Origin of the sequence: Tolypothrix sp. PCC 7601 (genome assembly GCF_025677855.1) — a bacterium.
Lineage (GTDB): Bacteria > Cyanobacteriota > Cyanobacteriia > Cyanobacteriales > Nostocaceae > Aulosira > Aulosira diplosiphon.
Window position 1 is genome coordinate 3,655,892 of the sequence record NZ_CP064879.1, and the last position, 20,278, is coordinate 3,676,169.

14 protein-coding genes are annotated in these 20,278 nt (G+C 41.6%); 7 read left to right on the top strand and 7 right to left on the bottom strand.

Translation table 11 applies throughout. The features are described 5' to 3' along the window. Positions 1 to 67: 67 nt before the first annotated feature. Positions 68 to 5,314, bottom strand: a complete 5,247-nt coding sequence (locus HG267_RS15265) for a translocation/assembly module TamB domain-containing protein (RefSeq protein WP_045872066.1) — start codon at positions 5,312 to 5,314, stop codon at positions 68 to 70. Between the two features lie 2,018 nt (positions 5,315 to 7,332). On the opposite strand from HG267_RS15265, the gene HG267_RS15270 reads away from it, so the two are divergent. After that, positions 7,333 to 7,695 carry a hypothetical protein gene (locus HG267_RS15270; RefSeq protein WP_045872063.1) on the top strand — a complete coding sequence of 121 codons (363 nt, stop codon included), beginning with the start codon at positions 7,333 to 7,335 and terminating at the stop codon, positions 7,693 to 7,695. A gap of 342 nt (positions 7,696 to 8,037) precedes the next feature. Here the strand turns inward: HG267_RS15270 and HG267_RS15275 are convergent, their stop codons facing one another. Beyond that, positions 8,038 to 9,396 carry a P-loop NTPase fold protein gene (locus tag HG267_RS15275; protein WP_045872062.1) on the bottom strand — a complete coding sequence of 453 codons (1,359 nt, stop codon included), beginning with the start codon at positions 9,394 to 9,396 and terminating at the stop codon, positions 8,038 to 8,040. Positions 9,397 to 10,020: 624 nt separating this feature from the next. On the opposite strand from HG267_RS15275, the gene leuC reads away from it, so the two are divergent. Further along, positions 10,021 to 11,424, top strand: a complete 1,404-nt coding sequence (leuC, locus tag HG267_RS15280) for a 3-isopropylmalate dehydratase large subunit (RefSeq protein ID WP_045872061.1) — start codon at positions 10,021 to 10,023, stop codon at positions 11,422 to 11,424. Positions 11,425 to 11,647: 223 nt separating this feature from the next. Beyond that, on the top strand, positions 11,648 to 12,244 hold the full coding sequence (gene leuD / locus HG267_RS15285; RefSeq protein ID WP_045872060.1) for a 3-isopropylmalate dehydratase small subunit: 597 nt from the start codon (positions 11,648 to 11,650) through the stop codon (positions 12,242 to 12,244). 107 nt (positions 12,245 to 12,351) lie between these two features. On the opposite strand, the gene radC is transcribed toward leuD, so the two are convergent. Beyond that, entirely contained in the window at positions 12,352 to 13,080 is a 729-nt protein-coding gene (gene radC, locus HG267_RS15290) for a RadC family protein (protein WP_045872059.1), read from the bottom strand. Positions 13,081 to 13,355: 275 nt separating this feature from the next. Between radC and HG267_RS15295 the strand changes: the two genes are divergently transcribed. Next, on the top strand, positions 13,356 to 14,606 hold the full coding sequence (locus tag HG267_RS15295) for a PQQ-binding-like beta-propeller repeat protein (protein WP_045872058.1): 1,251 nt from the start codon (positions 13,356 to 13,358) through the stop codon (positions 14,604 to 14,606). Here the strand turns inward: HG267_RS15295 and HG267_RS15300 are convergent. After that, positions 14,590 to 15,354, bottom strand: coding sequence for a tRNA(His) guanylyltransferase Thg1 family protein (locus HG267_RS15300; protein WP_045872057.1), 765 nt, complete (start codon positions 15,352 to 15,354; stop codon positions 14,590 to 14,592). The two genes, HG267_RS15295 and HG267_RS15300, sit on opposite strands and share 17 nt — an antisense overlap. A gap of 358 nt (positions 15,355 to 15,712) precedes the next feature. Beyond that, complete coding sequence (locus HG267_RS15305) at positions 15,713 to 16,303, bottom strand: thioredoxin family protein (RefSeq protein WP_045872056.1); 591 nt, start codon at positions 16,301 to 16,303, stop codon at positions 15,713 to 15,715. A 190-nt stretch (positions 16,304 to 16,493) separates the two neighbouring features. Here HG267_RS15305 and HG267_RS15310 point away from each other — a divergent pair, with 190 nt between their 5' ends. Both HG267_RS15310 and HG267_RS15315 read left to right on the top strand, forming a co-directional pair. Further along, positions 16,494 to 16,898, top strand: coding sequence for an NIL domain-containing protein (locus HG267_RS15310; protein WP_045872147.1), 405 nt, complete (start codon positions 16,494 to 16,496; stop codon positions 16,896 to 16,898). 3 nt (positions 16,899 to 16,901) lie between these two features. Further along, the gene (locus HG267_RS15315; protein ID WP_235623088.1) at positions 16,902 to 17,144 is read left to right on the top strand and encodes a hypothetical protein; all 243 of its coding nucleotides are present in this window, start codon (positions 16,902 to 16,904) and stop codon (positions 17,142 to 17,144) included. On the opposite strand, the gene HG267_RS15320 is transcribed toward HG267_RS15315, so the two are convergent. Continuing rightward, complete coding sequence (locus tag HG267_RS15320; RefSeq protein ID WP_096622005.1) at positions 17,085 to 18,164, bottom strand: DUF3616 domain-containing protein; 1,080 nt, start codon at positions 18,162 to 18,164, stop codon at positions 17,085 to 17,087. The two genes, HG267_RS15315 and HG267_RS15320, sit on opposite strands and share 60 nt — an antisense overlap. 300 nt (positions 18,165 to 18,464) lie before the next feature. Between HG267_RS15320 and HG267_RS15325 the strand changes: the two genes are divergently transcribed. After that, positions 18,465 to 19,481: a CHAD domain-containing protein gene (locus HG267_RS15325; protein ID WP_045872055.1), complete on the top strand. Its 1,017-nt coding sequence runs from the start codon at positions 18,465 to 18,467 to the stop codon at positions 19,479 to 19,481. Here the strand turns inward: HG267_RS15325 and HG267_RS15330 are convergent. Beyond that, positions 19,459 to 20,112, bottom strand: a complete 654-nt coding sequence (locus HG267_RS15330; RefSeq protein WP_045872054.1) for a hypothetical protein — start codon at positions 20,110 to 20,112, stop codon at positions 19,459 to 19,461. The genes HG267_RS15325 and HG267_RS15330 overlap by 23 nt on opposite strands. Positions 20,113 to 20,278: the final 166 nt, after the last annotated feature.

Sequence of the window (20,278 nt, forward strand, 5' to 3'; positions counted from 1 at the left end):
TCGCAATGACAAATTTTGCTTGCGTAAATCCTATTTAGTTAAAATTGCATCTTTGTGTCTGTGTGGATTAAAATCTGGTTTCATACTCAACCACAGCACGACCTTCATCACCTAAATTAGTAGAAGCGCGCACGCGCAGTTCATCATTGAGGCGATAAATTACGTTGTAACGGAAGGGTTCATTGCTAGCAAAAACTCGCGATAAGGAAACAGAAAAATCTTTCGATACATCAAATACACCTTCGGCAGCTAAACCCAATACCGAAACATTGGTATTAGTATTAGTTACCAAGGTAGGAAATAGTCTTAATTCACTTAAGCCGATAGTTTGACCAATTTGGCTAAGAGTACCTTGCAAATTAGAGAAAACTGCTGAACCAGCTATATTAATTAATCCTAAGGTTGCATCGCCTTGCTGTAAATTGTTGAGAATTGAACCTCCCAGTAAAGCCACGATTTCAGATCGACTACGGCGAGGTTCGCTAGTTAGTACTAAATTATCAGATAATTCGCTGGCTGGGCCTTTGGCGATCGCACTAATGCGAACTGTGTTTAATGTACCAAAGTTGATGGCAGAAATATCTTGAATTTCGCTAGATATGGGTGAGGTTCGCCCTAAACTGCGAGTTGCTTCTGGGACAATGGCGAGTAAGCGCACATCTAATGTGGGATCGAAACCACGACTGGGGGTAAATAGTGCTGTTTGTTCGTAACCACGCTCTAAGGTAAATTGGGTAGTAAATAAATTTATCTGTCCTCCCCGTAGACGAACTTCTCCTTGGGGACGAGGTTTAGCTAGGGTTCCGTTGAGAGTGATATCACCCTCCGCCACAAAGCTAAATAACGGTTGACGGGTGACGCGGACATCATCGGCTAAAACTAGCTGTAGGTTGGCAAATTCTATCGGTATTCTGGCTGTATTTGTGGTTGTCGGTGTTGTGGGGGTATTATTCGCCGTGGTTGTTTCCGGTGTTGTGACTGTAAATTCTTGAGAACTGTCTGACTGGGAAGTTGTATTATTGCTGACAGCTGCGGCGTTTCCTAATAATACTTCACCATCATTGAGTTGAATTCTACCGCCGAGTTGGGGAGCAAATGCTGTGCCGGTAATTACTGCATTACCGTTGACTGCGCCTTGATATAAGTCTTGAAAATTCAACTGCAAGTTTTGCAATGAAACCGTCAGAGGATTGCTAGCGGCTTGCTGTTGGGCGTTTTGACTGGCGAAAATGGGGAGAATACCTGCGGCTGTTAATTGTCCGCGACTGAATTGTGCTTGTAGATTATCGACAATTAAGCGATCGCCTGCAAACTGTGCTGTACCTGTAACATTTGTTAATGGTTCGCTCAGGCTTTGCACGTTAATGGTGGCATTATTAATGGTGGCAATGCCGGTGGTTTCTGGTCTATCTAATGTTCCTTGAACTTGGACGTTGACTTGTCCTTGACCATCTACCCATTTGACTTGGTTATTCACCAGATTTAATAATGCCAAGCCTTCATTTTGCACGTTAGCTTGAATGCTAATACTAGGAGATGGCTCGACGGATGTAAAAGGTAATTTGGCAGGAATACTACCATTAATTTGAATTGGTTGTGTGCTAGTAACTAAAATATTGCTGCCAAAATTTAATCTCGCATCGTTATAGTTAAAGCTAACTTGGGCAGACTGTAGAGATTGATTGTTTAAGCTACCATTTACTAAAGCTAATTCCCCTACAGCTTGGGGATTATTTAAACTTCCTGATAATGTGGCATTGGCATTAATATTACCCTCCACATCTACAGGTAATTGGGGGAATAAAGGTTTAATATCTGCTAATGCTAAATTTTGGACTTGTGCTTGTCCAGATAATGCTTGCTGGCTTAATTGTCCGGTAAAAGCGAGGATGGAATTATTGAAATTAACTTGCAGAGGTTGTAGGGTTAAATTGCCATTTTCAAAATTGCCGCTAGCGATAACTTGATTAATATTATATTTGCCCCATACCCAATTATTACCTGTAAAATTAAAGCCAATATTTAAGCCGGAGCGTAAAGAACCTGTTACGCCGATATTACCGCTAATTAATCCTTGTAATTCTTCTAAAGAAGGTACGCGTTCGGTTCGTTGTTCTTGGGTTCTTGCTTGAGTGACTTGGCTTTGAATTTTGGAGAGATAATCTATTTGCGCTAATAAATTGGTGTTGGGTAAACTCACAGGCTCAGTTTGTAATGCTTCCGCACCAGCAAGGTTTGGAGGCTGCAAACCAGTCTGTAAATCTTGATAATTGTAGATATTCAGTGTTGAGAGTAAATTTTCAATTCTGGTTTGGTCAAAGCTAACTGTAAATTGTAAGGGGTTATTGAGTGAAGTTGGTAAAATCCCACTAAGCAAATAGCGATTTTGTCCTTGAATTAGCTCGCCATTAGTTAAAGCAAAATTGCCATTACCATAACTAATATTGCCGCGAAATTCATCTGCTTGAATTCTGCCAATTCGCGGTTGAGCTACGGCGACATTACCGACTAAACTATAATCTGTTAAATTAACTGTTAAATTTCCTGATAATTGTCCGTTGATACTGCCTAAATTGGCATTAGCCGGAAGAAAGCCCTTCGCTAAAGATATAGGAAAATCTTGGACATTAACTGCTAAATTATCTCCCACAGTGTTGCCAGTGGCAACAGTACCGTCGCGCCTAATATTAAATGCCGTAGGGCGATTATTTGCACCTAAAGAAAAGGCAATTTGGTCTTGTCTACCAGTAACTTGAAATTGGGTTCCCTGTCCCGCTTGATAACTGACGTTTCCAGTTAAGACAGGGTCAAATGCTAAACCATTAATGGCAAAATTTTCTAAGCGAACATTGCCGTTAGCAATTGGATTAGTAGGCGTACCAGCAATTTGTCCGTTAAAATCTACTCTCCCCGCCAAAGCAATGTTACCCGGAAGCTGAATTGGCAGACTTTGCAGGTTGTAATTATCTGCCTGGACATTAAGATTTAAGCCAGTAATTTGAGGAGTGGGTTGCAATGCCACAGCAATATCACCAGATGCTCGTAAACCGGGTGCAGTGGCTTGGGCAATTTGCAAACGTTGCCCATTCCATTGAAATTGGGCAGTTAACGGTTGTGTGAGTGCCGCTAAACCTTGGGAAAATCTCACATTACCTGCTGCTACAATATTTTGCGGTTGGAAAGAAGCCGTGGTTCCCGCTACTTGCACATCACCATTTAACCGCCCGCGCAAATTTTGTGATAAATTATTTAATTGAATTTGGGAAATAGTGGCTATAGCTTGCCAGTTGCCATTACTCAAATTGATATTTCTGACATTAACGCTTCCCCTAGCTAAACTCAATCGCGCCTGTCCAGCAGCTTGAATATTAGCTAAAGCAAAAGAATTCGTATTACCAGAAACTTGTATATTACTATTAGCAATTTGTCCTTGAACATTTGGGGCAAATTGATTGATTTGAATCCCCGAAGCATTGGCTACAGCTTGCCACAGACCATTATTTAGGCGGATATTATTAAGGTTAACTCTCCCGCCAGCGACATTTAAGTTCGCCTGTCCAGAAGCTTGAATATTTGCTAACTGAAAAGACTTGGTGGTTCCCGATAAATTAAATTTCCCGTTTAAATTACCTTGAAACTGCTTTGGTAAAGTTGCATTCGCATTATCTGGGTTGCTAGTAGCTTGAGCTAAACTTTGCAGAGGAACTTGATTTGCATCCACAAAAGCTTGCCAGCGATCGCCTACAAGTTGTCCTCGCGCTGCAACTGTCCCCCCCGCTACCTGAAAAACTGTATTCTGGAACTGAATCAGTCCCTTATTGATTGCTAATTCAACTTTCCCCGGATAAGTAGCCATTGGTGCTTGGACTTGCACCAGGGTTTGTAAATTCGCCAGAGTTCCTGAAACTTTGGTATTGGCGGAGATTGTACCAATGCGAATATTGGCAGTACTAGCATTATAAGTTTGAGCTAATGCATCTCCTGGTAACCTTTCTGCCTGTAAATTGATCGCAACTTCACCCTGCTTACCTAATCCAACTCGACCGCTACCTGTAATTTCTCCCCCTACCGTTGGGGTAGCTTGAATCTGAGAAATCACAATTTCCTGCGGTGTTCCGCGAAATTGGGTGCTAATTTTCTCAAAATTCACACGGTCAATCACCGCAGGTTTAATTGTACTCACTGCACCTGTAACTACAGGCTTGGGAATTGCACCTTGTAATTTAAAATTTGCTGTAAAGTCAGCAGCCGTGGTGATGGGAAGTTTAATATTAAAAGTTTGTAAGAGATTTTGCGCGCTAACAGCTTGGATATTCGCGGTGACATTATAACCAGTTTGCGTATCGACCGAGCCATTAATTTGCGCCGGGATATTACCCAAGCTGGTAGATATATTTTCCAGCGCCACCTGCGTACCCTGGAATTGTAATTTCCCGTTGATGTTAGTTAATTTATTGGGAAAATTATTAACTTGTGCCGTAACTTGATTAACGTTAACTATGCCAAAAACCGTTGTTTTCGGCTGCTTAGGTTGAAATTTAACTGTTAAATTACCATCCACAGTCCCCGATGGTAAAGTCACAGGTGACTGGACTAATTGCGTCAGTGTCGCTGCTGCCAAATTGCTAGTATTGATTTGCAGCGTCGTTTCCGTAGTTTTGGTTAGAGTGTCTCCCGAAATTTGCAAACTACCACCATTCACAGGTTGAGTAGTAGCATCAAAATTAATCCGTTGATTTTGCTCTAATAACCGCGCCACCCCATTCAGTTGATTAAACCCAACATTCACCCTTGGTTTATTGGCTGGGGTATAGGGAGACAAGACCAAACCGCCATTTTGCAAGCGAAGTGTCTCTAATTCAGTGGTAATAAAACCCTTCTTTTCCTGCGTAGCGGTATTAATTTTCGTAGAAACCCAACGCCCTTGCTGATCCTGTTCAATATAAACAGCAGGCTGAATTAAAGTCACATTGAGCTTTAAAGTCCGGTTAAAAACTAATAGCCAAGGGTCAAAACCCACATCTACCGCTTGTGCTACCAGTCTATCGGGATCTGTCGTAGTTGCAGGAATTGTTGTGTTACCAAAACGCAGGCTATTCGGTGAAAAGCTTTGAACCGCACCTAAATTTACAGGTCTTCCCAGCAATTCTAAAAGATTGCTTTCAATTAATGGTACTAATTTTTGATGAATAAAGTTATTAGCCCACCAAATACCCCCAATAATCCCTACGAGTAAAACTACTCCCAAAGCTATGCTGCTACGACTTAGTAACAGCAACCACAAACGCCGATTAGAATTAGGAGAGCGTGTCATCTCTCATCCTCTGAGCCTTTGTAGGTCTGGTAAATAAATCAACCATCCTACGGTTTTTTCAGTATTAGCTACTTGGCATTGCTGAGTAAGCAGATGAATTTTGTTTCCCGCCAAGGCGCAAATAATTGACCTTTAGCTTGAGTAAATCATCTCAATTCCTACTCAAATTTAGAAATGCCGTTACTTTTAAGTATTTTCCCACGTCGTGAACACAGGTGATTATCGAAACACAATAGACTTCTTGTAGAAGTCGGGGAAAGGTTAAGGGGGAAGGGGGAAAGGGAAAAGGGGAAAGAAAAACCTTTAACCCTTAACCTTTAACCTTTTCCCCAAAGCCAATTTTGCGTTCAAAACCCTTAACCGAGTAGTCTTACAACATATTAAGCTGTGTGTACTTAGGTAGAAAGAGCTATAAATTACTGCTTTAATTAGACTGCCTTAAAATATGGATGCGAAAATCATCTCTGCGATAGATTGTAATGGTAGCAGAGGAGGGATTTTGCATTTTATCCTTAGCTGTTAGTTGGACGCGGTGATTATTTAAAGTAGTATTTTTATTTACTTGTATAGTATGATTTATCACTATATATCTACTGTTTGTACCAATTCAAAAAAGAATCCGACAGATTGTAGGGGTATGGCACGCCGTGCCCTCTAGAATATATTGATGTGTTGCAAACATTATTTGATTTGGTATTACTGATTAAAGAAGCCAGAAGAATTGGGGGATTCTCCCCCAAACCCCCGATTGGGTGAAGTTTGTGGGGAAGGTTTCCTTCCACAAAACTTCGGACGGTTGCGTCCCCCAAACCCCCTCCAAAATGATTGATCTGTTTTTTGTTGAGTAATACCAATTTGAAAAAAGAATGCGACAGATTGTAGGGGTATGGCATGGCGCATACGTGTCAACTTAAGCTAAAAGCTATGTACGGCGCGTGTTCTACAAATACCTCGTGCCCTCATCCCCTAACCCCTTCTCCCCCGGGAGAAGGGGAACTAAATCTCTTGCTCCCCTCTCCTGGTGGGCTACGGTGTACACAGAAGTCTTGAAATTCCACCTGAAGCTTGGTTTTGCCCTTTAACTCTGGGCTGTTGGAACGCTCCCGAAGCCTGTCATTGCGTTCGCGTAGCGTCTCGTAGAGAGGAGGAACGACGAAGCAATCGCAAAAACTACGGGATTATGCGATTACTTCGCTCCGCTATCGCTGCGCTCGTAATGACAATTTAAGGGGTCTATAACGCCTGAAACCCTTACAGCTACCACTTGTGTGTACACCGTAGCCTGGTGGGAGAGGGGCTGGGGGTGAGGGCGAAACCTTGCAACAAAGCGGGTTTCACGTTAAGTTGACTCCACTGGGCACGGCGTGCCATCTAGAATATTATTTGATTTGGTATAATTTAGCGCCTAACGCACCATCTATGCGGCGGTGCGTTACGGCTAAATTTTATTGTCTCTAAGTTCCACATCCTTTAATAGCCGCAGGACACCCTACTTCATAAATAAGTTACGCTTTCTCTGTAGCAACTTCCGCTTTCCCTGTAGAAGTTTCAGCTTTAACGTTTCGGTATTACGCGCAAGTTGTAGAAGCTTCAGCTTTAACATTTCGGTATTACGCGCAAGTTGTAGAAGCTTCAGCTTTAACGTTTCCGTGTTACGCGCAAGTTGTAGAAGCTTCAGCTTTAACGTTTCGGTATTACGCGCAAGTTGTAGAAGCTTCCGCTTTAACATTTCGGTATTACGCGCAAGTTGTAGAAGCTTCAGCTTTAACGTTTCGGTGTTACGCGCAAGTTGTAGAAGCTTCCGCTTTAACATGAGGATAAACAGATTTTTACTCTGAAATTTACCAACAAATTTAAATAGTAGAAATTACCTGATTTGAGACTTTTGTCATGAGGAATTCAGATAAATTACTGATATTTAGAATTTTTGACAAAAAATCAACAATTTCACGTAGGACAAATTTTTAAATAATTGTCCACTATAGATTTATGAAAAATTTTGTAATAGGGTGCCAACTATGGTGAGAAGAAAACGTACTTCACGTATTCTTAGCAACGCTGAACAACGTTTAGCTAGTATTGAATCTATTAATTCCAGCTTAGATGTAGGAGAAGGATTAACAGTCCAAGGTTATACTGAAAAAATCCAAAACCTGCGCGAATCTTTAAAAGTGTATAATCGAACTCTCTCTACTATCGATAACTTATTAACCCAAATTGTAGAGAATGAAAAAGATTTAGCCGATTATTCTGAGAACATTTTGCGTGGTATTGCCTATAAATTTGGCAGCAATAGCCATGAATATCAGATGGCTGGGGGTACGAGGAAAGGCGATCGCAAACGTGTTGTGCGTCAAAATGTAGCTGTGCCTACTGCGTAATTCGTAATTACGCAAGCCGCCAGACAAATTCGTGAACAAGCCATAAATGGTTAGGGGTACAAAATTCTTGTACCCTTACGCATAATTTATGTGTTAGCAAGGATTGGCAATGATTAATTATATAAAAATTTATGTTCTAGAGAGCGATTATTGTTTATTTTGTCATTAGTCATTTGTTCTTTGTCATTTGTCATTTCGTAGTGGCGTGGCAAGGCTAAAATAGTGCAATAATTTTTCTTGTGGGGTGGACATCTTGTCCGCCCCGGACGGGCAAGATGCCCATCCCACAAGAGTTTTTTTCATGCACTATTTTTGGTGTGTCAGTCCACTACAATCATTCACTTAATTAGAAGACTCTAACTCCCTGGCTTCAATTAAAATGGGGTTGACATCAAACCAAGACTCGCCGCGATCGCGATATTCAAAAACAAAGCGACTGCGAATCAGTTTTTGATATCCTTGGTCATCGCTGACTTTCTTTCTCTGCTTGACGTGACGCAATAATTGCCATTCTTCATCAGAAATTGGCATAGTCATTTCATTACGCCGTGAACGAATTACCTGTTCTAAGGTGTCGCGAGAAAGGGGAAGGGTCATTTCTTCCATAATCCAGGTGTTCAGCAACCGCAATAAGTCGCGCACATGACCACCACTCATGTAACATAAGCGGTCTAAGGTGCTAGCACTGTCAAAAATTTCTGTAATATGATCGAGGCGTTCTGCTGCTGGTACATTAGGAAAGGCTCTTGCTAACACCATCTGCTGCAAAAGTGTTATTCCCTGTTCGTGGACTTTACCATCAGGCCACTGTACGGGAACCATCGGCAAAACTTTCGGGTCTTCGGGGAATCGCTGGGTTAAGGTACCATAATCATTGGAAAATTTCAGCGATAGGGGCATTGTATAAACTAAATGACAATTTAGCTTGGTCATAAACTCCCCCTGATCCACAAACAGATATTCCTGTTGTGGACGACCCCAAGATTTGACGCGGTTATCGATGCGGTCGAGGTTATCGACAATTACCACTAAACCTTTTTTACCTTGCTGCTTGAGTTTAGCGATCGCAGGTTCTAAAAGTTCGCGGTTAATGGCTTCAAGTAATTGGGTTTTCTGCGGCCCTAAATATTGATTGAGTTTTTCCCGCAGGTTGGGGTCGTTCCTAGTTTTGGTGGTAATTTCGCCAATTCCAAAAGCTAAGGAAACTTTCTCTTTTTCCGCCGAGTAACCCACATCCCCAAGATTGGGAACTTTCAGCTTCACTCCCGTCACCTCGGAGTTTAAGACCTTCCAAGCACCTTGTAGCAATTCATTGAGTTTGCTGGTTTCCGCCAGTGTAATTTTATCCAGACTTTGACTTACACGGCGAGCGATCGCTAACAATACATCAGCAATATCCACATCAGTCATTTCCAAGTCTTCGCTAGACTCAAAATACACCACATGAAAGCCTTGCTTTTCCAGTTCCGCCTGTAACCTTAATAACTCCGTCGATTTACCACAACCAATATGCCCAGTAAATAAAGTACAAGTAGGGTCATTCGGCTTAAAAAATGTAATTTTCTGTTGCAGTCGGTTAATAATATCACCACCCCGCACTTCAGAAAAGTCTATATAATACTTGGCATCAACTGCATTATTTATAAACAAAGTGCGGCTGGGGTCGGTAGCTTGAAAAAAAGCAAGTAAATCTATGGACATAAAGCTAGTAATTTATTTATCTTATATGTGCCAGATATCCTTGATAGCAAGAATACAGTTATTTACAGTAATTTAAGCGTTGATTTCGGAGTATTTTAGTTTTACAAACAGATAAATAGGGTTAAAGGAAGTCGCTGTTGAGTGTTGAGTGTTGACTGTTGACTGTTGACTGTTGACTGTTGACTGTGAACAAGAGCAATGGAATATTTTTTTACTTGGAAGTCCCTTACAAGGGTAGCAACGTAATCGCCTAAAATTATGGGATTGCTTCCCTACAAGGAGCCTGTTGCGAGCGTAGCGTGGCAATCCCGGTCGCAATGACAAATTTTACTTGCGTAAATCCTAATTAAATAGGATTACTATAGATACTCAACAAAAAACCGAACAATATTTTTGGAGGGGGTTTGGGGGACGCAACCGTCACCCAATCGGGGGTTTGGGGGAGAATCCCCCAATTGAGCCGGCTTTTTTAACAAGCGACAAATCAATCGCTAATGATCTTAACTAAACCCTATTCCCCTGTGATTTTTGATATTGCTAACTTAAAATCAAGCAATTCACATAGCAAAAGCCCGACAATTTTTTGATACTATAAAAACTCTGACTCGTGAACTAACTATTAATATGAGTAAAGGTACCCTGTTCGATAAAGTTTGGGACTTACATACTGTTGGGACACTGCCTTCAGGGCTAACACAACTATTTATCGGGCTTCACCTCATCCATGAAGTCACCAGTCCCCAGGCCTTTGCAATGTTACGGGAACGAGGTTTAAAAGTATTATTTAGCGATCGCACTGTTGCCACAGTAGATCATATAGTACCTACTGATAATCAAGCTCGTCCCTTTGTCGATACGATGGCAGAGGAAATGATTCGAGCACTAGAGCAAAATTGTCAAGAAAATAACATTAGATTTTACAATATTGGTTCTGGCAGTCAAGGAATTGTCCACGTCATCGCCCCAGAACAAGGACTAACCCAGCCAGGAATGACCATCGCTTGCGGCGATAGCCATACATCTAGTCATGGTGCCTTTGGTGCGATCGCCTTTGGGATTGGTACTAGCCAAGTCCGTGATGTTTTGGCTTCCCAAACCCTCGCCCTTTCAAAATTAAAAGTCCGCAAAATCGAGGTTAACGGTACTCTCAACCCCGGTGTTTACGCCAAAGATGTCATTCTGCATATTATTCGCACCCTCGGCGTGAAAGGTGGTGTTGGTTACGCCTACGAATACGCAGGTACAACCTTTGAGCAAATGAACATGGAAGAGAGGATGACCGTCTGCAACATGGCGATCGAAGGCGGGGCTCGATGTGGTTACGTCAACCCCGACCAAGTCACCTACGATTACCTTAAGGGTAGAGACTTCGCCCCCAAAGGTGCCGATTGGGACAAAGCCCTTGCTTGGTGGGAATCCATCAAGAGTGATGCTGATGCCGAATATGACGATGTTGTAGTCTTCAACGCCGCCGATATTCCCCCTACAGTTACCTGGGGAATTACCCCCGGTCAAGGTATCGGTGTTAACCAACTCATCCCCAAACCCGAAGAACTACTGGAAGAAGACAGATTTATTGCCGAAGAAGCTTACAGCTACATGGATTTATTTCCCGGTCAGCCTATTAAAGGCACTAAAGTAGATGTCTGCTTTATTGGTAGTTGCACCAACGGCAGAATCAGCGACTTACGAGAAGCCGCGAAAATTGCCCAAGGTCGCTATGTAGCCGAGGGAGTGAAAGCTTTCGTCGTCCCAGGTTCCGAAAGAGTCAAAAAAGAAGCCGAAGCCGAAGGATTAGACAAAATCTTCGAGTCCGCCGGCTTTGAATGGCGCGAACCAGGCTGTTCCATGTGCCTCGCCATGAACCCAGATAAATTACAGGGAAGACAAATCAGCGCCTCCTCCTCCAACCGCAACTTTAAAGGTAGACAAGGTTCCGCCTCCGGTCGCACATTACTCATGAGTCCCGCAATGGTGGCAACTGCGGCAATTAAAGGCGAAGTCGCCGACGTGCGCGAGTTGCTGTAACCAAACTCTCAACAATATGTAGGGTGCGACAAGGCTAAAATGTGGCAATATAATTTTCTTGTGGGGTGGACATCTTGTCCGCCCAGGACGGGCAAGATGCCCATCCCACAAGAGTTTGAATAATGCACTATTTTAGTCTAGACACGTCACTACAGCAAAACTCTCTCTCAATTCTTCCTTTGCGTTCTTTGTGTCCTTCGCGGTTCGTTTTTCCTAAAAATTTATGGTTAGTGAAGTAAAACAAGTCTCCGGTCGTGGCGTACCTTTAATAGGTAATGATATAGATACCGATCGCATCATTCCCGCCCGCTATTTAAAAGCCATCACCTTTGACGGCTTAGGTGAAGGTGCATTTATCGATGACCGCACAGCACTAAAAGGTGAGCATCCCTTTGATTTACCACAATATCAAGGGGCGAACATTTTAATAGTTAACCGCAACTTTGGCTGTGGTTCCTCAAGAGAACACGCACCCCAAGCCCTAGCAAAATGGGGCATTAAAGCCTTAATTGGTGAAAGCTTCGCAGAAATCTTTTTCGGTAACTGCGTCGCAATGGGTATACCTTGCGTCACTGCTGATAGCGCCACCATTAAAAAGCTGCAAGAACTAGTAACAACCAATCCCCAAGCATCTGTCACCATCAATCTAGAAAGCTTGCAAGTCCAAGTTGACGATTACACCACCCCAATATCTATCGGTGAAGGCACAAGAAGCACCTTCGTCTCCGGCACTTGGGATGCTTGCGGTCAATTAGTAGCCAATGCCAATCAAGTTCGCGCCACTGCGGCAAAATTATCCTATGTAGCTTGGGGATATTAAGGGGGAAGGGGGAAAGGGGAAGGGGGAAGGGGGAAGGGGGAAAGAATAAACGGCAAATCCAATTACCAATTACCCAATGCCCCATGCCCCATGCCCCATGCCCAATCCTAATCCCCTTGCGGATATTCATCCCATAAAGTTGTAATTTCTCGCAAACTTTGGTGGTTACCATTGCCTAAAATGAGATGATCCAGCAGGGGAATACCTAAAAAATTTGCTCCTGATAACAATTGACGCGTCAGTTCAATATCTTCTTGGCTTGGTTCCAGGCTCCCAGATGGATGATTATGGGCGACGATTACCCGCGTTGCACCCTGGCGAATTACTTCTCGAAAAATTTCGCGGGGGGAAGCTAAGGTTTCTGTAGCTGTACCAATGGTAATGACTTGGGTTCCCAGCAAGCGATTCTTGACATCTAACAGCAACACCGCAAACCGTTCTTGTGATTGCCACATTAAATTTTGGCTCAAAGCTGCGGCTGCGGCTAATGGACTATCAATAGTTTCCCCTTCTGGTCTGGTTTGAAAAGCGCGTTTCCCTAATTCAATCGCCGCTAAGATAGTAGTCGCCTTGGCTGGCCCAATCCCAGGAATTTGCATTAACTCTGCTGGGGTAACTTCTCTTAGAACTGCCAAAGGGTCACGCTGATGTTTGCCTAATTCGCTCAAAATATATTGTCCCAAACCCACAGCCGATAATTTTCCTGGCCCTTGACCAGTACCTAGCAAAATTGCAATCAATTCAGCAGTAGCTAAAACTTTGGGGCCATGAGCCATTAAACGTTCACGTGGACGTTCAGTCTCAGGCATATCAGCAATTCTGAGGCAATAGGTCATATAATAGCTGCCGGAAGATTCACCTTAGTTGGATCTATCTCAATACTTGTCGGTTAAGGGGAAAAAGGGAAATGGTTCAAGGGAAAGAAAAAATCTTTCACCCTTAACCTTTTCTCCTCAAGCAATTTTGAGTTCAAAATGCTTAACCGAGTAGTATTGGGAACTATCTTTATTTATCCCTTGTTTGCTTCACAATTCATCTTGATTGGAGAAATTCTTTATTCTTCTTTGATCATCAGCTGGGAATAATAGAGTCGAAAAGCTGGTATAAAAAAATGGCATTTATCGTTCATCAAGGTGGCGATCGCTTTTTACTCCAAAGTCCTGAGATGGCAACTTTCATTGGTTTGATGCTGTTGCCGATACCTGGAGAAAGCCCCCAATCATTTGCGTATAATTTCGGCTCAACCTATAACCGTAAAGAATTACTGAATGTCAGTGACTTCCCAGAACTGGCAGATGTAGAATTTTTTGCGATTGAATATCCAAGTTTCTCCGATTTTGACCGCTTTTTACATAGTCCAAATTGGCAATCTCTGCATAATTTTCTTTATGCGGAGGCGAAAGCGATTGGCTACAACGCTACACGCGAAAAACCTGCTTCCAACCCTCTTGCAGCTTTGTGGAAATATATCCCGCCTAATCCTGCAGGATTGTGGAAGGTTCCCGCTTTTGGTTTATGGGTGAATCAGCAAGGTTGCTGGCTGGGTAATCGCGATGGTTTGATTTTGGCTTTGGATCATCAAGGGCAATTTTCCTATCAGCACAAGCTTTCTCAGAATGTGCGCTGTTTGGTAGGAGACGATCGCCATCTTTATGCTAGTTGTGATGATGGGCAGATATATGATGCGATCGCCAAACTGCCGCAGTCAATTTACAATGCACGTAATCGTAGCGTGCCACATTTTTATAACTTTACAATCTCGGCTTTAACTCTCCACAGCGATCATCTTTTAGTTTTAGATATTTATGGACAGTTAACTTCCCTCGACTCTAACTTGCAGGTATTATGGCAACAAAAAACTGCAACTCGGCAGGGTTGGTTTTTAGCTGCTGATGACCAAGCAATTTATCATGGGCATAGTCGTGGTGTTACTTGCTATCATCCCAAGACAGGCAAGATAATTTGGGAAAATCAGACAACAGCAGCAGTTCTGTGCGGACAGTTGACTGCACAGCAAGTCATTGTTGGTACCAGCGACGGCACAATTTATCAATTAGCGAAAGTTGGGGATCTAAAAATTCGGCAAACTGAGAGTAAAGTTATCGCCACCTGTAAAACAGCAGTTTACGCCTGTGCGATTTCTGAAGATAAAAAATTAGTTTATGCAGGTGATTGCCAAGCTAATCTTTATTGTTTCCGTATGGGAAGCGATCGCTTTTCCATCAATCCTACTGGTTGCGGTGCCGTTCTGAATATGCGTCTGTGGGAAAATAGGCTGTATGTGACTACTACTGAAGGTGCGATCGCTTGTTTTGATGTACAGACTTTAACACCCTCCACAAAACTTATGAATCAGTACTAACTAACTTGGCAATAAATTGGCTATATTCATCCTTCATCGCTAAATCTAAATCTCGCCGAATGCGTCGCCGTAGTGCAGGTACAATTTCTCCCTTAACTGGGTTAAATCCTTGCTTTTCATATTTTTCCCAATACAGCCCTACACCGCGTTTTTGCCAGTTAGGAATTTGATTGAAATTAATTCCGTGTTGAAATAACATCTCGTTTTTTTCAGCAACAGATAAACCTTTCATCATGCTGGTTGCTTGAGTTGCATTTTGCCCTTCTCGACGCAAACACCAATAGCAATGAGCATTCAGCGCATTTCTATGAGCGTCCTCATTCCGCCAGCGAAAATAATTCACTACTTCTTCTTGATTAGGAAGCTGAGAAATTCGACAATCAAAGCAGGCTAAAGCACTCAGCGATAAAGAAAATTTAGCGCTAGCTTCACTTGCTAAAACTGAGTTGAGTTTTCTTAATTTACGGTTGAATGTATTTTCATTTAGCGCAAAAAGTAGAGATATTTCATCACTTTGGGTATAACCATAGATGATATCAATGCCGCAATTCATCAAATGTTCGACAGTATCCACCATCAAATCTCGAAAGTAGCTATCAAAGGGAGCCTCAAATTGATGTACTTCTTTTGTCAGTCGAGTAAAGCCACGTCCATCTAATCTCGCAACTATATAAATTCCGGGTAGCACACAATGATCGTGTGCTGTCTCAAACACCCGCATCCGGTTATCTAGTTCATCAAATTTCAAGATTCAACTCCTAAATAATTCGTAATTCGTAATACCCTACGGGAAGCGCAAAGCGCTACGTAATTCGTAATTAAGAGTAAAGAAAATAAAGGGTAACGACAAATTTTGAATTATTATCTTTCTTAAACTAAATTTCTAGCCAACATTATTTTGAGGTTACAAAATTGTTGTGACCTGATAAAGGTATATATAAATAACATTAGAGGTACAGCATCAATAATTTATATGTAATACAGAAAACTTAACTATGCCTTGCCAAGATTGAATTATTGGATAAAAAAATTCGTAATTAAGTTGAGCATATTTCAACCCACACCTAATTACGAATTACGAATTACGAATTACGAATTACGAATTACTAATTTACTACCTGGCTACCATGACTACGCGGATCATCTTGGCTAGCCTTTGGTGCAACTGGTGCGGAGAATTTGGAAACCTGGCCGCTAAGTTGGGCATAAGGTAGAGATGAATCTGTTGCTAAAGCCTCTAAATTACTAGCCATAACAGCCCGTGGTTGATCTCCAATTGCTTGCGCTATGGTTTCACCATTCTTACCCAAAAATACAAAATGGGGAATGCCATCCACCCGATATTTCAGCATTTCTGGTAGCCATTTGGTGTTATCCACATTCAGCATGACAAAGTTTAGTTTGTCAGCATATTGCTGTTTTAACTCAGTCATATCTGGTGCCATTTTTTGGCAGACAGTACACCAATCAGCGTAAAACTCTACCAGTGAAGGCTTACCGTTAGTAATAGCTACTTCTAAGGGTGTAGAGGCTTCATCTAACTTACTCAAAGAAGCCGAAGTTGTCTCACTTCGCAATCCTACAACTAAAGCAACGCTGAGTGCGATCGCTACTAGGGCGATTAAAAAATTTCTTACCCGCGCAGCTGCTGTAGATTCCGGCTTTGCTGGAATATTCACTGGTGAATCTTTAGTCATAACAAAATTATTAAATCTTATTAAGCATTATCATCTTTCAGTTTAACTGAAGGCTGGGGGTTGGGGACTGGGGACTGGGGACTGGGAACTAGGGGAAATAACAAACACCCAATTACCAATGCCCAATGCCCCATGCCCAATGCCCAAAATTAAAGATACCCTAGAACAGACAAGAGTCTCTGCCAAGCCTGTGAAAAAACGAGTTACTCTCACTTTTCCCAAACGTGCTATACAAATGCCGGTTACCTATAGACTGGCTAAGGAATTTAATGTTGCGGCTAATATTATCCGTGCCCAAGTTGCCCCAAATCAAATTGGTAAGCTGGTTGTGGAATTATTGGGAGATATCGATCAGTTAGATGCGGCGATTGAGTGGATGCGATCGCAAAATATTAATGTCTCTCACACTTTAGGGGAAATTGTTATTGATGAGGATACCTGTGTTCACTGCGGTTTATGTACTGGGGTTTGTCCCACTGAAGCTTTGAGTCTCAATGCAGAAACATATAAGCTGACATTCACGCGATCGCGCTGCATTGTCTGTGAACAGTGTATACCTACCTGTCCGGTGCAAGCAATTTCTACTAATCTCTAGGGATTGGGGGCTGGGGACTGGGGACTGGAAGATGAGGGAGATGAGGGGGATGAGGGAGAAGTTACTATTACTCATTACTTATTACTCATTACTCATTACTTATTACTCATTACTCATTACTCATTACTCATTACCCATTACCCATTACTCATTACCCATTACTCATTACCCATTACTCATTACTCATTACTCATTACTCATTACCAAACTCAACAAATCTGCTATTACTCCACTCTCTCCTACTAACCGACTCTTAGCTGGGGAGTCATAAACTATCAGCAATGAAGGTTTACCAGTAATATCATTAAATAGCGTCATCCCCTCAGCATGATCCTCGCGATTACCATAGGGAATATCTTGCACAAACTCTGGGTAGCTTAAAATATTTTCGGCTACATTTACGCCACCTTGCCAGCGATAAAGTTGCACTGGGCCATCTAAATCCATCGTCGGCCCGGCTAATATCAATAAGTCTTCACCATCTAAAGCTAAATCTCGAATTCCTAAACCATTCAACCACAGAAAATGTTTTTTATACCCTTTTTGTACATCACCTATTTGTCGTAATGTCATCAATCCTGGGGTAGATTTTTCTAATTCAATTTCTAAAATTACAGCCCAACCTCGTAATACTGGCCCTCGTAAACCTAGAAAAATTCGATTTTGATAAATGCTGATTCCTTCAATATCAAAACCATTGTCTTTACCGGGAACAGCTGCTTGAATATATAAGCCTAAATGAGGATCGCCTGCTAAGGCTGTCATTAGCAAATTACTCTGGTTAATACATTCTAGTTTGGCAGCACTTAACTGCACATCTGGGTTTTGTGGATGTGGACAAGATGAGAATAATTTTCCATCTACAAGCGGAATTCTGCCAAGAATATAACGGTTAGGTTCTGAGGTAACAGTTGCTAATCTTTGAATATTTTTGACATCGGTATTTTTGGTTTTTGGTTTTTTACGTTTGTAGCTATGGGAACCAACCAGCCATAAGTAATAATCGGCATAAGCTAGCCCTTCAATATCAATTTCCTCGCTTTCTGGCGCAGGTAAACTAATAAATTCTGCCACGCGAAATTGTTGATGGTCGCCAAAATTCTTACCATCAATTAAAGAAAGTCTTTCCAGGGTAGAACTTTCATCAGATCCCACCCAGAGATACTTGTCAGGAGTTAATAGTAATGCTGAAAGGTCTGTTCTGTGTTTTTGGAAACTTTCTGTAAATGTCAAAAATATTGGTTCTATTAAATTAGAGTTATGCATATTACATTTTGCCTAAGTACTGTACGAATTGACATTAACTAATTAATGTTGTAATCAATACTAGTTTTGTATTTATATTGATAACTGAGAATTGTGATTTAAAAATGAGCGATCGCAACCATAATCATTGTGCAATAATTGTGCTATTTAAAAAAAATTGATAAAAAAATCAAAATTTTTAATTATCTGCAGCTTTTCTATGAAGAACTGCTTAAACAAATATCAAAAGTTATATAGGCAAATTTTTAACTGATGTTATCATGCAATAATCCGCATCGGTATCTGATTGGTTGATATTTTATGGAAGTAGATACAAATACCACAATCCAAACGCTAGGAGATTACGCTTATCAGGCGATTGAAAAACATTATAAGAAAACATTGAAGTGGGAAAAATCAGTTAAGAAAGATGAAGACCCAGAGGCGTTGCATCAAATGCGAGTAGGAATGCGTCGCTTACGTACCTCTGTCAGTAGATTTGCGATCGCCTTAGATTTATCTAAGCCAATTAGTGATAAAAATATTGGAAAAATTGCTCGTCGCCTGGGTAATCTCCGAGATTTAGATGTACTCAAAGAAAGTCTAGAAAAAGAATATAAACCACAGCTATCTTCTAAAGATCAGAAGCATTTAAATACAGCTTTTGATGCTTTAGCTAAACAACGTGAACACGCACTAGATACTGTACAAACAACATTAAAAGATGACTCATATAAGTCTTTAAAACAAGCTTTAGAAGATTGGTTAGAAAAACCCAGTTATCAAGAATTAGCTTCGATTACTATTCAGCAAGTTCTACCAGATTTACTGTTACCAGAAGTGAGTCAGTTTTTATTGCATCCTGGTTGGCTAGTGGGTACTGAAATTGTGGAATCGCAATTCAAAGTCCGCACCGATTGGGGAGCCAAAAAAGTAGAACAACACTTAACTAATGAAGGCGAAAAACTTCATAGCTTACGCAAACAAGCTAAACGTGTCCGCTACCAAATGGATTTATTTGCAGATTTGTACAACGAATCCTATGCAGCGTATATTGCAGATGTAAAAAATATCCAAGATATTTTGGGTGCAATGCAAGATAGTGTGGTGTTAACTGAATGGCTTGAGGATGTCTTTAAGTCAGATATGGATTCTCATGTGCATGGACTGAATAAATTACTCACTGAAAATCGCTATAAATTATGGCAACAGTGGCAACCATTACAAGAGCGTTATCTGACAACCGAAACTAGACATGGTTTTCATTTAACAATTTTACATCCCAAAGACTCTGGCTTTATTAATGAAGATGAGACTAGCGCCCAGACAATTGGATAGGAGCTTCTAGAGATAAAACATAAACACTGCTTTGGGGAATCTGCACAATCCGAGTATTTTCTGCGGAACGCAAACCTGTAACTAATCCAATAGCGCTTCCTAACATTGCACCTCGGTCAAACTGTTCAGGATCTCCATTGCTGATAAAGCCCAAGGTACTACCAGTCAGTCTACCCCAAACAGAACCATTTTCTACAGCTTTATCATTAGCGCGCTTTTGAGTAATAGTAGTGCCAGGAATCATTTGACTTGATGCTTTAATCGAGACGATGCGCCCATTAATTACTAAAGATTGGGCAACAATTTTAGCGCCTCCATCAGTAGGTTTCAGCACAATGGTAACGGGAGTATTTTCTGGTGCGACAACATTACCTTGAGCATCTTTAATTGCACTAGCCAAGGGAAGTGTCAAAGGATAATCCTTCTTTTGCCCAACATCTACGGTAACAGATGCAGGAAAGGAAACAATAATTGCTGTATCTTGAGGGATGGTTAAATCTTGGCTAGCTGCTTGAGGTTGCACAGTTGGTTGAGGCGCTGCATTTGTAGTTGGTTGGGCGCTTGCGGGAACTGTGACAGCACCTAACAAAGACAGAGAACAAGCAAGACTTAACAGCATTTGGGTTTTCATAATCGTTTTCCTGTTGATGTGAGTGGTGTTTGCGAGGTTTCAACCCCTTCACTCAATCAATAGGTTAGCGATCGCAATTTTATGCAGCCTTGGGGAAAAATATACTAAATTTTTTGGCTCTTGTCTCCTATCAAGGGTTGTACGTCCTCAATCCTATCCCCTGAGA

Bases quoted from the DNA above. Each gene is read 5' to 3' on its own strand.
- leuD (WP_045872060.1), top strand. From the start codon at position 11,648: ATGGTTAGTGAAGTAAAACAAGTCTCCGGTCGTGGCGTACCTTTAATA.
- leuC (WP_045872061.1), top strand. From the start codon at position 10,021: ATGAGTAAAGGTACCCTGTTCGATAAAGTTTGGGACTTACATACTGTT.
- radC (WP_045872059.1), bottom strand. From the start codon at position 13,080: ATGACCTATTGCCTCAGAATTGCTGATATGCCTGAGACTGAACGTCCA.
- HG267_RS15295 (WP_045872058.1), top strand. From the start codon at position 13,356: ATGGCATTTATCGTTCATCAAGGTGGCGATCGCTTTTTACTCCAAAGT.
- HG267_RS15275 (WP_045872062.1), bottom strand. From the start codon at position 9,396: ATGTCCATAGATTTACTTGCTTTTTTTCAAGCTACCGACCCCAGCCGC.
- HG267_RS15265 (WP_045872066.1), bottom strand. From the start codon at position 5,314: ATGACACGCTCTCCTAATTCTAATCGGCGTTTGTGGTTGCTGTTACTA.
- HG267_RS15305 (WP_045872056.1), bottom strand. From the start codon at position 16,303: ATGACTAAAGATTCACCAGTGAATATTCCAGCAAAGCCGGAATCTACA.
- HG267_RS15320 (WP_096622005.1), bottom strand. From the start codon at position 18,164: ATGCATAACTCTAATTTAATAGAACCAATATTTTTGACATTTACAGAA.
- HG267_RS15325 (WP_045872055.1), top strand. From the start codon at position 18,465: ATGGAAGTAGATACAAATACCACAATCCAAACGCTAGGAGATTACGCT.
- HG267_RS15270 (WP_045872063.1), top strand. From the start codon at position 7,333: ATGGTGAGAAGAAAACGTACTTCACGTATTCTTAGCAACGCTGAACAA.
- HG267_RS15330 (WP_045872054.1), bottom strand. From the start codon at position 20,112: ATGAAAACCCAAATGCTGTTAAGTCTTGCTTGTTCTCTGTCTTTGTTA.